The 12,467-nt window shown below is 67.2% G+C and carries 11 protein-coding genes; 6 read left to right on the top strand and 5 right to left on the bottom strand.

The genetic code is table 11. The features are described from left to right. A partial coding sequence (locus tag AC30QB_RS18695) for a malic enzyme-like NAD(P)-binding protein (RefSeq protein ID WP_489547772.1) occupies positions 1-802 on the bottom strand: 802 nt, incomplete at its 3' end. Positions 803-943: 141 nt separating this feature from the next. Between AC30QB_RS18695 and AC30QB_RS18700 the strand changes: the two genes are divergently transcribed. Genes AC30QB_RS18700 through AC30QB_RS18725 form a run of 6 tightly spaced genes read left to right on the top strand, consistent with a single transcriptional unit; the run spans position 944 to position 6,736 of the window. Next, positions 944-3,046, top strand: a complete 2,103-nt coding sequence (locus AC30QB_RS18700; RefSeq protein ID WP_489547773.1) for a sensor histidine kinase — start codon at positions 944-946, stop codon at positions 3,044-3,046. Next, on the top strand, positions 3,043-3,720 hold the full coding sequence (locus AC30QB_RS18705; protein ID WP_489547774.1) for a response regulator transcription factor: 678 nt from the start codon (positions 3,043-3,045) through the stop codon (positions 3,718-3,720). The genes AC30QB_RS18700 and AC30QB_RS18705 overlap by 4 nt, the downstream gene beginning before the upstream one ends. 43 nt (positions 3,721-3,763) lie before the next feature. Then, complete coding sequence (thiL, locus tag AC30QB_RS18710) at positions 3,764-4,717, top strand: thiamine-phosphate kinase (RefSeq protein WP_489547782.1); 954 nt, start codon at positions 3,764-3,766, stop codon at positions 4,715-4,717. A gap of 11 nt (positions 4,718-4,728) precedes the next feature. After that, positions 4,729-5,298 carry a phosphatidylglycerophosphatase A family protein gene (locus tag AC30QB_RS18715; protein ID WP_489547775.1) on the top strand — a complete coding sequence of 190 codons (570 nt, stop codon included), beginning with the start codon at positions 4,729-4,731 and terminating at the stop codon, positions 5,296-5,298. Further along, positions 5,298-5,804, top strand: coding sequence for a CinA family protein (locus AC30QB_RS18720; RefSeq protein ID WP_489547776.1), 507 nt, complete (start codon positions 5,298-5,300; stop codon positions 5,802-5,804). Before AC30QB_RS18715 ends, AC30QB_RS18720 begins: the two co-directional genes overlap by 1 nt. Next, the gene (locus AC30QB_RS18725) at positions 5,801-6,736 is read left to right on the top strand and encodes a 2-hydroxyacid dehydrogenase (protein WP_489547777.1); all 936 of its coding nucleotides are present in this window, start codon (positions 5,801-5,803) and stop codon (positions 6,734-6,736) included. The genes AC30QB_RS18720 and AC30QB_RS18725 overlap by 4 nt, the downstream gene beginning before the upstream one ends. Here the strand turns inward: AC30QB_RS18725 and holA are convergent, their stop codons facing one another. From holA to AC30QB_RS18745, 4 genes are all read right to left on the bottom strand, one after another. Then, positions 6,737-7,819, bottom strand: a complete 1,083-nt coding sequence (holA, locus tag AC30QB_RS18730) for a DNA polymerase III subunit delta (RefSeq protein ID WP_489547778.1) — start codon at positions 7,817-7,819, stop codon at positions 6,737-6,739. Between the two features lie 23 nt (positions 7,820-7,842). Further along, positions 7,843-8,319 carry an LPS-assembly lipoprotein LptE gene (locus tag AC30QB_RS18735; RefSeq protein WP_489547779.1) on the bottom strand — a complete coding sequence of 159 codons (477 nt, stop codon included), beginning with the start codon at positions 8,317-8,319 and terminating at the stop codon, positions 7,843-7,845. Positions 8,320-8,330: 11 nt separating this feature from the next. Further along, positions 8,331-10,946, bottom strand: a complete 2,616-nt coding sequence (leuS, locus tag AC30QB_RS18740; RefSeq protein WP_489547780.1) for a leucine--tRNA ligase — start codon at positions 10,944-10,946, stop codon at positions 8,331-8,333. 93 nt (positions 10,947-11,039) lie between these two features. Then, positions 11,040-12,467: FAD-linked oxidase C-terminal domain-containing protein (locus AC30QB_RS18745; RefSeq protein ID WP_489547781.1), on the bottom strand; the 1,428-nt coding region annotated here is incomplete at its 5' end.

A 12,467-nucleotide genomic window follows, 5' to 3' on the forward strand; every position in this document is an offset into this window, starting at 1 on the left:
GGCCGAGGAACACATCGGCGCCTTCCATCACTTGCGCCAGTGTGCGCAGTTCGGTTTTCTGTGCGAAGCCGATCTTGTCGGCGTCCATCAACTCGGTGCGGCCCTCATAGACCACGCCGGCCAGGTCGGTGACCCAGATGTTCTCGCGCGGCAGGCCGAGCTTGACGAGCAGGCCCAGGCAGGCCAGCGCGGCTGCACCGGCGCCCGAAGCCACCAGCTTGACTTGCTTGATGTCCTTGCCGCCGACCTTCAGGCCGTTCAGGAACGCCGCACCGACCACGATGGCCGTGCCGTGCTGGTCGTCGTGGAACACCGGGATCTTCATGCGCGCGCGCAGGGCGCGTTCGACATAGAAGCAGTCGGGCGCCTTGATGTCTTCGAGGTTGATGCCGCCGAAGGTGGGCTCCAGCGCCGCAATCAGGTCGATCAGCTTGTCGAGGTTCTTCTCGTTGACCTCGATGTCGAACACATCGATGCCGGCGAACTTCTTGAACAGCACGCCCTTGCCTTCCATCACCGGCTTGGCCGCCAGCGGGCCGATGTCGCCCAGGCCGAGCACCGCGGTGCCGTTGGTGATGACGGCCACCAGATTGCCGCGCGAGGTGTACTTGAACGCGTTGGCTGGGTCGGCCACGATCTCTTCGCACGCAAAAGCCACGCCGGGCGAATACGCCAAGGCCAGGTCGCGCTGGTTGACGAGCTGCTTGGTCGCAGCGATGGCCACTTTGCCGGGGGTGGGGAACTCGTGGTATTCGAGCGCGGCACGGCGCAGTTCGGCGCGCTTTTCTTCTGAAGGGCTCATGGCGGATTCTCGTGCTGTGGTCAGCGCAATGCGCTTCGGTGGGCGAGCATTGTAGGAGCGCACATCGCCTGCGGATGCGCGTAAATGCGTAGCGCACCCAACGCCGCCTCCGCAATACTCGCGGCGTTGAACACCCGTGCCATGCCCTTGCCTACTGCCTCATCTGCGCCATCGCCACTCGTCACCACGCGGCCTCGCCGATGGCGGCGCGCGCTGTTGTGGGGCGCGCTGGTCAGCCTGCTGCTGATCGCGCAGTCGCTGCTGGTGTGGCTCACGCTCAACTACGAAAGCAGCCGCGCGCAAGAACAAGTCGACGCCTCCGCCGCTGCGTCCATCGGAGACCTGAAGCAAGCCCTCGGGCGCGACCTGCAAAGCCTGCAGGCCCTCACCTGGAACTCGCCGCCGATCTTGCAATGGCGCGCCGACGCAGCTGACCTGCTGCGCTCGCGCCGCGAGCTGCTCAGGGTGGAGCGCCGAAACGCCGGCATGCGCCTCGAGTCGGCCGTCGGCTCGCCTTTTCACACGCCTGTGTTCACGCAGATCCCGCGCGACAGCATGGAGTTCGAAGCCCAGGTGGCCTGTGCCAACGCGCAGCGCCAGGGCAGCCCTTCATACTCGCGCAGCTACTTCGTGCCCACGGCCAACGGCCTGGGCGTGGAGGTGGTCGACGTCTGCCTGCCAGCGCAGGTCTCAGGCGAAACCGTGGGCTACCTGGTCGCCAGCTTTTCGCTCACCCAGCTGCTCACCGAAGTGGTGACACCCGAGATCACGCGCGCGCACGAGCTCTCGTTCGTCGAAGGCGACGGCACCCGCCTCGCCCGTGCCGGCCTGCCGCGCGGCCTGGGTGTGTACCGCGCCAACCGCGTGCTCGACCTGCCCGGCCTCACGTTGCAGCTGCGCGTGGACAGCGGCAAGGGCAGCCCGAGGCTCATCCCCAACTTCACCACCGCCTTGGTGCTCGGCCTCTCGTTCGCCCTCGGGGTGGTGGTGCTGCTGCTCGCCCGCGACGTGCGCCGCCGCGCACAGGCCGAAGCAGCGCTGGCCGAAGCGCTGGCCCTGCGCAAGGCGATGGAAGACTCGCTCGTCACCGGCCTGCGTGCTCGCGACCTGCACGGCCGCATCACCTACGTCAACCCCGCCTTCTGCAACATGGTGGGCTTCTCGGCCGCGGAGCTGGTGGGCCAGGCCACACCACCTTACTGGCCGCCCGAGCACATCCAGGAATACACCGCGCGCCAGCAGGTGCGCATGACCGGCACGCCGCCCCCGAGCGAAGGCTACGAGACGACCTTCATGCGCCGCAACGGCGAGCGCTTCGCAGTGATGATCTTCGAGGCCGCACTGGTTGACGGTCACCGCCGCCACACCGGCTGGATGAGCACCGCACTCGACATCACCGCCCAGCGGCGCGTAGAAGAGCTGTCGCGCCAGCAGCAAGAGCGCCTGCAGGCCACGGCTCGCCTGGCCACCGTGGGCGAAATGGCCTCGCTGCTCAGCCACGAACTCAACCAGCCGCTGGCCGCCATTGCGAGCTACGCCACCGGTTCGCTCAACCTGATGAACGACGAGCGCGAGGCCCACACGCCCGAGACGCACACCCTGCTGCGCCAGGCCGCGCAACGCATCGCCGAGCAAGCCGAGCGCGCAGGGCGTGTGATCAAGAGCGTGCACGACTTCGTGCGCCGCCGCGAGCAGGCACGTGAGGCCATACGCGTCGACGAGCTGATCGACTCGGTGCTGCCCCTGGTGCGCTTGCAAGCGCGCAAGAGCGGCACGCGCATCGAGCTCGACCTGCCCCAACCCGTGCCGCGGGTGATGTGCGACCGCACCATGCTCGAACAGGTGCTGCTCAACCTCACGCGCAACGGCATCCAGGCGATGGAGATCACCACGCCCTTGCCCCAGCGCGAGCTGCTGATTCGCGTGCGGCAAACCCATGAGCGCTGGGTCCGCTTCAGCGTGATCGACCACGGCCGCGGCGTGGCGCCGGATGTGACGCAGCGGCTTTTCACCCCTTTTTTCACCACCCGCAGCGAAGGCATGGGGCTGGGCCTGAGCCTGTGCCGCACGGTGATCGAGCAGCACGGTGGCGTGCTCGATTTCCAGAACCTGCCGGCGCAGGCGGGGGGCTCAGGCAACGCCCACTCGGGCGGCGCCGAATTTCGCTTCACACTACCGGTGGCGCTGGCGCCTCATGCCAGTGCCAGCGCCGCCCCCGACGAAACGCCACAGCCCGCACCATGACGCCCCACACCACCTTGCAGCTCGGCCTGCCCATGGTCTATCTCGTCGACGATGAAGACGTGGTGCGCGACGCGCTCGCCTGGTTGCTGCGCTCGCGACGGCTGCTGTCTGAAGGCTTTGCCAGCGCCGAGGCCTTCGAGGCCATGCTCGACTCACGGCTCGGCACTGCCCGCACACCGCCGGCCTCCAGCTGGCCGGTCGCCCCCAGCTGCCTGCTGCTTGACGTGCGCATGCCCGGCACCAGTGGCCTCGCACTGTTCGACCGCCTGATCGAGCGACAGCTGCTGCAGTTCATGCCGGTCATCTTTCTTACCGGCCATGGCGACGTGCCCACCGCGGTCGCTTCAGTCAAGCGCGGCGCCTTCGACTTCGTCGAGAAGCCCTTCTCCGACAACGCACTGGTCGACCGCGTGGAGCAGGCGCTCGAGCTGAGCGCGCAGGCTTTGCTGCGCCAGCGCGAAGAAACCAGCGTGCGCCGCCGCCAGGCCGAGCTCACCGAGCGCGAGCGCGATGTGATGCAGTGCGTGATCGGCGGCATGGCCAACAAGATCATCGCCGACCAGCTCAACATCAGCGTGCGCACGGTCGAAGTGCACCGCGCGCGGGTGTTCGAGAAAATGGAGGTGAAATCGGCGGTGGAGCTGGCCAACCTGATGCGCACCAACCCCCTCTGACCGGCAGCACGAAGCACCCCCGATGCCCGAAACCCTAGCGCCCCTGGGCGAGTTCGACCTGATCGCCAAGTACTTCACTCGCCCTGTGACGCGTGCCGTGCTGGGCATAGGCGACGACTGCGCCCTGCTCGCGCCTGCACCCGGCATGCAGCTCGCCATCAGCAGCGACATGCTGGTCGACGGGCGGCACTTTCTGTCGACGGTCGCGCCCGATCGCCTCGGCCACAAAGCGTTGGCGGTCAACTTGAGTGACCTCGCCGCCAGCGGAGCGCAGCCGCTCGCCTTCAGCCTGGCGCTGGCCTTGCCGCGCGCCGACGAAACCTTTCTGGCGGGCTTCGCGCGCGGCCTGCTGGCCCTGGCCGACGAACACGGCTGCGAGCTGGTAGGCGGCGACACCACGCAAGGCCCGCTCAACATCTGCATCACCGTGTTCGGCGAAGTGCCCCCCGGCCAGGCCTTGCTGCGCTCAGGCGCACATGCAGGCGATGAGCTGTACGTGAGCGGCCGCGTGGGCGATGCTCGCCTGGCGCTGGAGTGCTTTCGCGGCACAGCGGCGTTGGCGGGCGACGCCTTCGAGCAGGTGCGCGTGGCCATGGAGCAGCCGCAGCCCCGCGTGGCCCTGGGCCTGGCCTTGCGCGGCGTGGCCACGAGCGCGATTGATGTGTCCGACGGCCTGCTGGGCGACCTGGCGCACATCCTCCAGCGCTCTTCGGTGGGCGCCACAGTCGAGGTCGACGCCGTGCCGCGCAGCGACGTGCTCGCCGCGCAGCCTCTGACCCTGCAGCGCCTGTGCACGCTGGCCGGTGGCGACGACTACGAGCTGGTGTTCACCGCGCCGCCTTCTCATGCCAGTGCCGTGCAGGCTGCCGCACTGAACAGCGGCACGCCCGTGACGCGCATCGGGCGCATAGAGCGGGAGCGCGCGCTGGTGCTCATCGATGCGCAAGGCCGGGCCGTGCCCCACACCTTCGGTTCGTTCGACCACTTCAAGCCCTGAACCCTGCCCCCATGGACCCTTCAACCGCCCCGCCACTTCACCCGCCACTTCACCCGCCGCTGCGCGTGGTACCGCTCAAGCCCAGCGCGCGCTTCATGCTGCGCCACCCGGCGCACGTGATCGCGCTCGGCTTCGGCAGCGGCCTCTCGCCCTTCGCACCCGGCACCGTGGGCACGTTGTGGGCGTGGCTCGCCTTTCTAGTGCTGCAGCCCCACCTGAGCGACCTGCACTGGGCCGCCCTGCTGGTGGTGGGCACGCTCGTGGGCTGGTGGGCCTGCACCGTGACCGCGCGCCACCTCGCCGTGGCCGACCCCAGCGCCATCGTGTGGGACGAAATCATCGCCTTCTGGGCCGTGCTGTGGCTGGTGATGCCGGCTGGGCTGTGGGGGCAGGTGTGGGCCTTCGCGTTGTTCCGCTTCTTCGATGCGGCCAAGCCTGGGCCTGTGGCCTGGGCCGATGGTTTGTTCAAGGGCAAGCGCGGCCAGCCGGTGGGGTGGGCGCAAGGCTTCGGCATCTTGTTCGACGACTTCGTGGCGGCCTTGTGCGCGCTGATGGTCCTCGCCTTGTGGCAGTGGCTCTGATGCACGCTGGCGCACACGCTCTCTCGCGCTGGGACGCGCAAGTCGAAGCGCTCGCGCAGGTCTTGCTCGCAAGGCGGCTGCACCTGGTCACCGCCGAGTCGTGCACCGGTGGTTTGATCGCCGCGGCCTGCACCTCCATCGCCGGGTCCAGTGACTGGTTCGAGCGTGGGGTGGTGAGCTACTCGAACGACGCCAAGACCGAGCTGCTGGGCGTGCCCGCGGCCTTGATCAAGAAGCATGGCGCGGTCAGCGCCGAAGTGGCCCAGGCCATGGCCGAGGGCGCGCTCGCCCACACCCTGGCCGATCTTTCGATTGCCGTGACCGGCATTGCCGGGCCCGGCGGCGGCAGTGCCGGCAAACCCGTCGGCACGGTGTGGCTTGCGCTGGCACGGCGCGGTGAGCCAGCGCAAGCCCAGCTGCTGCAGCTCGATGGCAGCCGCAGCGACGTGCGCGAGCAAACCGTCGACCGCGCACTGCAGGCCGCGCTCTCCGCATTGATGTCGTGAGCCTGCTGCTCGTCACTGATTTCGCGCTCGATGCCTTGCGGCGCTGGGCCGACCAGTTGCGCGAGGCCTTGCCGCGCGAAACCGTGCTCACCCAGCGCTCGCCTGCCCACGACGACAGCATTGAAGCCGCCTTCATCAGCAACCCTGCGCCGGGTGCGCTGCAAGGCTTGCCGCACCTGCGTTTCATCCAGTCGATGTGGGCGGGCGTAGACAAGCTGCTGCGCGATGACACCATTCCCAGCCAGCTGCTGCTGGCACGCATGGTCGACCCGGCCATGAGCACGGCCATGGCCGAAACCGCGCTGTGGGCCGTGCTGAGCCTGCAGCGCGACCACTACGCCTACGCGGCACAGCACCGCGCCGGCGATTGGCGCCCCCTGCCTCAACGCCGCGCAGAAGACATGCGCGTGGCCGTGCTCGGCATGGGCGAAATGGGCCGCGCGGTGGCGCAGCGCCTGGCCGCCAACGGCTACCCGGTTGACGGCTGGAGCCGGCGCGAGGTGGCTCTGCCGGGTGTTGAAACCTTCACCCGCGATGCCGCCCTGCCTCTCTTGCTGGGCCGCGCCGATGTGGTGATCAACCTGCTGCCGCTCACGGCGCGCACGCACAGCCTTTTCAACGCGCAGGCGTTTTCACAGATGAAACCCGGTGCGGCGTTTGTGAACCTGGCGCGCGGCCAGCACGTGGTGGAGGTCGACCTCTTGGGTGCGCTCAACCGCGGCCACCTGCGCCACGCCGTACTCGATGTGTTCCTGCAGGAGCCGCTGCCCACGGGGCACGCCTTCTGGTCACACCCCAAGGTGACGCTGCTGCCGCATGCCGCGGCGCAGACCGATCTGCGCAGTGCCACCCAAATTGCCGTGGCCAACCTGCTGGCCTGGCGTGGCGGCAGGCCGGTGGCTCACCAGGTCGATCGCGGTCGAGGCTACTGATCAGGCGGTGAGCGCGAGACGCACGACCTTGCGCGGCGAGCTGCTCGCCGTGCACTGCACGAGCATCAACACCAGGCGCTTCAAACCATCCCAGGCATCGAGTGGCCAGTCGGGGTGCTTCAAGCCCTTGACCAGGCCATCGCAGATCTGCGCCGCTTCGACCAGCTGCGCAATGGCGTTGTCGGTGAGCAGCGGCACCGCGCGCTCGAACAGGCGCTCTTTGGCGCCCCACACGCGCGCCTCGCGCAGCGCCATCGGCAGGGGCTTGCCGTGGTTGATGGCGTCTTTCACGCGCTTGAGCGCCAAGATGTCGTTGGCCAGCGTCCAGTGCACCAGCACGGCGGCCTCGCCTTCGGCCTGCAGGCCGTCGAGCATGCGCAGTGCGCGCGTGGCCTGGCCGGCGAGCACCGCTTCGCCGAGCTTGAACACGTCGTAGCGCGCCACGTTGAGCACAGCGGCTTCGATCTGCTCGAAGCTCAGCTCGCCCGGCGGGTAGAGCAAGCCGAGCTTCTGGATTTCCTGGTGCGCGGCGAGCAGGTTGCCTTCCACGCGGTCGGCAAAAAAGGCCAGCGTTTGCTGGCCCGCTTCGCCACCTTGCACGCGCTGGCCTTGCACGGCCAGGCGCTGTGCGATCCACGGGGGCAAGGCCTTGCGCTCGATGGCGTCGACCCGCACCGTGGCGCCCGCGCTGTCGAGCGCGGTGAACCACGCGCTGCTCTGCTGCGTGCGGTCGAGCTTGGGGAGTTGAATGACGGTGACCACGTCTTCCGACAAGGTCTCGCAATAGCGCTGCAAGGCTTCGGAGCCGTCTTTGCCCGGCTTGCCCGAGGGGATGCGAATCTCGATCAGCTGTTTGTCGGCGAAAAGGCTCATGGCCTGCGAGGCGCCGAGCAGGCCGCTCCAGTCGAAATGCGCACCGGCCACGGTGTGCACCTGGCGTTCGGTATGCCCGGCCGCACGCGCGGCGACGCGGATCGCATCGGCGGCCTCTTGCGCCAGCAGTGGCTCGTCGCCGTACACCAGGTACAGCGAACGCAGGCCCTTGGCGAGGTGAGCGTTGAGCTGATCGGCACGCAGTTGCATCGCAGGCTCCAACAGTGTCTGAACTACAAGGCTTGAACAGCCGCGAGGCGGCGCAACACCTGGGCCGCAATGTCGCTTTGCATGGCGCGGTAGAGCGCCTCTTCTTCTTGGTCTTTGGCGAGTGCGTCGCGCTCGTTGTAGGTCATGTCACGGCTGAGCGCAATCTCGGTCTCAGGGATCAGCTCTTTGCCGGCCGGCGTGCGCAGGCGAAAGTTCAGGCGTGAACGCAGCTGCACTTCACGCACCTGGCCGGCGGCGGTGCTGGCCACCACGCCCTTGTCGCGCGTATCGGCCAGCGCTTCCAGCACCGCCTCGGCTTGCGAGGCGGCTTCGACCACGCGCGTGGTGGTGCTGGCCGCAATGTCACGGCGCAGCTCGTCGGCCAATGGCGAGTGAGGCTTGAAGCCGGCGAGCTGCAAGGTCTTGAAGCTCAGCTCGGGGGCACGGCGCAACTCGAACCCGCAGCCGGCCGCGAGGGCGGCCAGGCCGAGAACGAACACGCGTCGCCTCGTCATCCAATGACCACGTTGATCAAGCGGCCCGGCACGACGATGATCTTCTTCGGCGGCTTGCCTTCGGCGAACTTGATGAAATCGGGGCTCGCCAAGGCGGCCGCTTCGATCACCGCCTTGTCGGCATCGGCCGCCACCTTGATGGCGCCGCGCAGCTTGCCATTGACCTGCAGCATCAGCTCAATCTCGTCTTGCACCAGCGCTGCTTCGTCCACTTGCGGCCAGGGCGCATCGAGCAAATCACCATGCACGGCGGCATAGCCCAGGTCTTGCCACAACTGCCAGGTGATGTGCGGGCAGGCCGGGTACAAGGCCCGCAGCAAGATGCCGAAGGCCTCGCGTATGACACCCGGGGCGCCCACCTTGAAGCCTTCAAGCGCGTTGAGCAGCTTCATCGCACCGGAGACCACGGTGTTGTACTGCATGCGCTCGTAGTCGTAGCTGATCTGGCGCAGCACGTTGTGCACTTCGCGGCGCAAGGTCTTGGCCTCTTCACCATCACCGCCGCTGGTGTCACCACGCGCCTTGATCGCTTCGGCGTTCTTCACGCCGTAGTTCCACACCCTGCGCAAGAAGCGGTGCGCGCCTTCAACGCCCGCGTCGTTCCACTCCAGCGTCTGCTCGGGCGGCGACGCAAACATGACAAACAGGCGCGCCGTGTCGGCCCCGTAGCGCTCGATCAGGTCTTGCGGGTCGACGCCGTTGTTTTTGGACTTGGACATCGTCGTCCAGCCCTCGTACATCACCGGCTTGCCGTCGGCCTTGCTTACCGCCGACAGCACGTGGGCGTGCTCGTCGCGCTTGATGTCAAGGTCAGTGGCCCAGAAGTAGTCTTTGCCGCTGTCGGTGCGTGAAAAAGCTTCGTTGAGCACCATGCCTTGCGTGAGCAGCTTGGTGAAGGGCTCGTCGACCTTTACCAGGTGCAGGTCGCGCATCACCTTGGTCCAGAAGCGGGCGTACAGCAGGTGCAGGATGGCGTGCTCGATGCCGCCGATGTACTGGTCCATCGGCATCCAGTACTGCGTGCCGGCGCCCACCATCGCGCGGTCGTTCTTCGCGTCGCAGTAGCGCATGAAGTACCACGAGCTGTCGACGAAGGTGTCCATCGTGTCGGTCTCGCGGCGCGATGGTTTGCCGCAGGTCGGGCAGGCCACGTGCAAGAAGGCGGCGTGCTTGTTGAGCGGGTTGCCGCTGCCGTCGGGCACCACGTCTTCGGGCAGCACCACCGGCAGGTCGCGCTCGGGCACCGGCACGGGGCCATGCTCGTCGCAATGAATGATGGGGATGGGCGTGCCCCAGTAGCGCTGGCGGCTGATGCCCCAGTCGCGCAAGCGCCAGGTCGTCTTCTTCTCGCCCAGGCCTCTGTGCGCGAGTGCCGCGGCCACCGCGTCGACCGCAGCCTTGTGGTTCAAGCCACTGAAGTTGTCGGAGTTGATGGTGACGCCGCGCTGCTTGTCGGCGTACCAGTCTTGCCAGTGGTCGTAGGTGTAGTGCTCGCCATCGACGTGCACCACTTCCAGGATGTCGAGGCCGTACTTCTTGGCAAAGGCGAAGTCGCGCTCGTCGTGTGCGGGCACGCCCATCACGGCGCCATCGCCATAGCTCATCAGCACATAGTTGCCGACCCACACGTCGACCGGCTCACCAGTGATGGGGTGCATTACCGTGAGGCCGGTGGGCACGCCCTTCTTTTCTTGCGTGGCCAGCTCGGCTTCGGTCGTGCCGCCGCTCTTGCACTCTTCGATGAAGGCGGCCACGGCGGGGTTGCCGGCGGCCGCATGCACAGCCACCGGGTGCTCAGGCGCCACGGCGCAGAAGGTCACGCCCATGATGGTGTCGGCGCGGGTGGTGAAGACATGGAGCTTGCCGTCACCGATCAGCTTGCCATCGGCGCCCTTGATCTGGTGCGTGAAGGCGAAGCGCACGCCTTCGCTCTTGCCTATCCAGTTTTCCTGCATCAGCTTCACACGCTCGGGCCAGCCGGGCAGCTGCGTGGTCACGTGCTCGAGCAGCTCGTCTGCGTATTTCGTGATGTTGAGGTAGTAGCCGGGGATCTCTCGCTTCTCGATCACCGCGCCCGAGCGCCAGCCCTTGCCGTCGATCACCTGCTCGTTGGCGAGCACGGTCTGGTCGACCGGGTCCCAATTGACGACCTGGGTGCGGCGCTCGGCAATGCCGGCCTTGAGCATCTTCAGGAAGAACCATTGGTTCCAGCGGTAATAGTCGGGCGAGCAGGTGGCGACCTCGCGGCTCCAGTCGATGGCCAGGCCCATCGCCTGCATCTGCTGCTTCATGTACGCGATGTTGTCGTAGGTCCACTTGGCGGGCGGCACCTTGTTCTTGATGGCCGCGTTTTCAGCCGGCAAGCCAAACGCATCCCAACCCATGGGCATGAGCACGTTCAAGCCCTTCATGCGCAGCTGGCGCGTGAGCATGTCGTTGATGGTGTAGTTGCGCACATGGCCCATGTGCAGCTTGCCGCTGGGGTAAGGCAGCATCGAGCAGGCATAGAATTTCTGCTTGCTGGCGTCTTCGGTGACGCGGTAGGCGTCGGCCGCGTTCCATGCGGCCTGGGCGGCGCGCTCAATGTCGGTAGGCTTGAAGTCGGGATTCATGTGTTGCACCGTGCGGGTGGCAGCCTCTTCTGGGGAGTGGGCGATTATAGGAAGGGGCGCCCGCAGGCGCACCCCTAAGAAAGCGCAGTCAACTCAGAAGCGGGGCAGCTCGGCGAAGGGCAGCAAGCCCTTGCGCACATGCATCTTTCCGTACTCGGCACAGCGCGCCAGCGTGGGGATCACCTTGCCGGGGTTGAGCAAGCCGGCCGGGTCGAAGGCGTGCTTCACGCCCAGCATTTGCGCCCGCTCGGTCAGCGAAAACTGCACGCACATAGACGACAGCTTCTCGATGCCCACGCCGTGCTCACCCGTCACCGTGCCGCCCAGCGCCACACTGGTCTCCAGAATGTCGGCACCGAAAAGCTCGCAGCGGCGCAGCTGGTCGGGGTCATTCGCGTCGAACAAGATCAGCGGGTGCAAGTTGCCATCGCCGGCATGAAAGACGTTCACGCAGCGGAGCATGTACTTCTTTTCCATCTCGCCGATGGCGATCAGGATGTCGGCCAGGCGCTTGCGCGGGATGGTCGAGTCCATGCACATGTAGTCGGGGCTGATGCGCCCGCTGGCCGGGAAGGCGTTCTTGCGCCCGCTCCAGAATTTGAGGCGTTGGGCTTCGTCGCGGCTCACCTCCATGCGGGTGGCGCCGCTCTCGGCCAGCACGTCGAGCATGCGGCCTATCTCTTCGGCCACCTCTTCGGGCGTGCCATCACTCTCGCACAGCAGGATGGCGGCGGCATCGAGGTCGTAGCCGGCTTGCACGAAGCCTTCGACGGCGGCGACCATGGGCTTGTCCATCATCTCCAGCCCCGCCGGGATGATGCCGGCCGCGATGACGGCCGCCACCGCATCGCCGGCCTTGCGGATGTCGTCGAAGCTGGCCATGATGCAGCGCGCCACCTGGGGTTTGGGCAAGAGCTTGACGGTGACCTCCATGGTCACGGCCAGCATGCCCTCGCTGCCGACCACGACCGAGAGCAGGTCCAGGCCGGGCGCGTCGAGCGCGTCGCCGCCAAACTCGATCGGCTCGCCGTCGGCGGTAAAGCCGCGCACCTTGAGCAGGTTGTGCAGCGTCAGGCCGTACTTGAGGCAGTGCACGCCGCCGGAGTTTTCGGCCACGTTGCCGCCGATGGTGCAGGCAATCTGGCTGCTCGGGTCGGGCGCGTAGTACAGGCCGTAGGGCGCCGCTGCCTCGCTGATCGCCAGGTTGCGCACGCCGCACTGCACCACGGCGGTCCGGGCCAGCACGTCGAGCTTGACGATGCGGTTGAACTTGGCCAGCGACACCGTCACGCCAAGGGCGTGGGGCATCGCGCCGCCCGACAAGCCGGTGCCCGCGCCCCGCGCCACCACCGGCACGCCCATGCCGTGGCAGGTCTTGAGCACGGCAGCCACTTGCGCTTCGGTCTCGGGCAGGACGACTGCCAGTGGCAGCTGGCGGTAGGCGGTCAGGCCATCACATTCGTAGGGCACGGTGTCTTCTTGCCGGAACAGCAGCGCATGCGCCGGCAGCACGGTCCGCAA

The organism is Rhizobacter sp. (assembly GCF_046595475.1).
GTDB lineage: Bacteria > Pseudomonadota > Gammaproteobacteria > Burkholderiales > Burkholderiaceae_C > Rhizobacter.

Bases quoted from the DNA above. Each gene is read 5' to 3' on its own strand.
- AC30QB_RS18700 (WP_489547773.1), top strand. From the start codon at position 944: ATGCCCTTGCCTACTGCCTCATCTGCGCCATCGCCACTCGTCACCACG.
- AC30QB_RS18705 (WP_489547774.1), top strand. From the start codon at position 3,043: ATGACGCCCCACACCACCTTGCAGCTCGGCCTGCCCATGGTCTATCTC.
- AC30QB_RS18715 (WP_489547775.1), top strand. From the start codon at position 4,729: ATGGACCCTTCAACCGCCCCGCCACTTCACCCGCCACTTCACCCGCCG.
- AC30QB_RS18720 (WP_489547776.1), top strand. From the start codon at position 5,298: ATGCACGCTGGCGCACACGCTCTCTCGCGCTGGGACGCGCAAGTCGAA.
- holA (WP_489547778.1), bottom strand. From the start codon at position 7,819: ATGCAACTGCGTGCCGATCAGCTCAACGCTCACCTCGCCAAGGGCCTG.
- leuS (WP_489547780.1), bottom strand. From the start codon at position 10,946: ATGAATCCCGACTTCAAGCCTACCGACATTGAGCGCGCCGCCCAGGCC.